The organism is Falsiroseomonas sp. E2-1-a20 (assembly GCF_051433195.1).
GTDB lineage: Bacteria > Pseudomonadota > Alphaproteobacteria > Acetobacterales > Acetobacteraceae > Falsiroseomonas.
In genome coordinates, this window is record NZ_JBHMFT010000164.1 from 1 (window position 1) to 1,026 (window position 1,026).

At 71.1% G+C, this 1,026-nt stretch carries 1 protein-coding gene; it reads left to right on the plus strand.

Translation table 11 applies throughout. The features are described from left to right. Positions 1-1,026: AsmA family protein (locus ACFHPP_RS31145; RefSeq protein WP_437167098.1), on the plus strand; the 1,026-nt coding region annotated here is incomplete at both ends.

Genomic DNA, 1,026 nt, shown 5'->3' on the forward strand with positions numbered 1-1,026 from the left:
GTGATCCTGCTACTGCTGGTCGTGGCCTTCTGGTCGTGGGACTGGTTCATCCCGCTGGCCGAACGCCGCGCCTCGGCCGCTCTCGGCCGCAACGTGACCATCGGGCACCTGCACCTGCGGCTCGGCCGTACCAGCGTGCTGACGGCCGGGGATGTGCGCATCGCCAACCCGGAGGGATTTCCGGTCGAGCTGCCCTTCGCACAGGCGGCGCGGCTCGTGGCGCGGGTGGATCTGATGGAATCCTGGCGCCGCAACGCGCTGGTGCTGCCGGAGGTCGAGATCCAGAAGCCGGTGGTCGAGGCCGCGTCGCACGCCGATCGCCGCAACAACTTCACCTTCGACATGGCCGCGGCCGAACCCGGCCAGCCCCCTTTCCTGCAGATCGGCATCCTGCGGATCACTGAGGGCCGTGCTCATGTCGTATTGCCGCATCTGCAGGCTGATCTGCATCTGACGGTCGCGACGCGCGACGAGGCCGGTGCGGCGCCGCGCCTCGCCGCCACGATCAGCGGCACCTATGCCGACCAGCCGATCAACGGGGAGGCGCTCGGCGGCGCCGTGCTGGCGCTGCGGGCGGATGCGCCCTGGCCGATCGCCCTGCAACTCGCCAACGGCCCGACCGAGGTCTCGCTGGAGGGCACGCTGGCGGACCCGCTGGCGTTCCAGGGCGCGGATCTGCGCCTGGTGCTGCGCGGCCCCGACATGGCGCTGCTGGAGAAGCTGACCGGCGTGCCGATCCCGCAGACGCCGAACTACGAGGTCGCCGGGCGGCTGGACTACGTCGAAAATCGCTTCCGCTTCAGTGAAATTGCCGGGCGTGTCGGGCAGACCGATATCGGCGGCACGCTGACCGTGGGCACGGCCGGGCCGCGCGTCGATGTCGCGGGCGAATTGCGCTCGCGCCGTGTCGATCTCGCCGATCTCGGCGGCTTCATCGGCGAGGAGCCCGGCCGGGTGTCAACGCCTGGTCAAACCCCGAGCCAACGCCGCGCCCTGGCCCGCGACGCGGCCCGTGCGCGCGTGCTA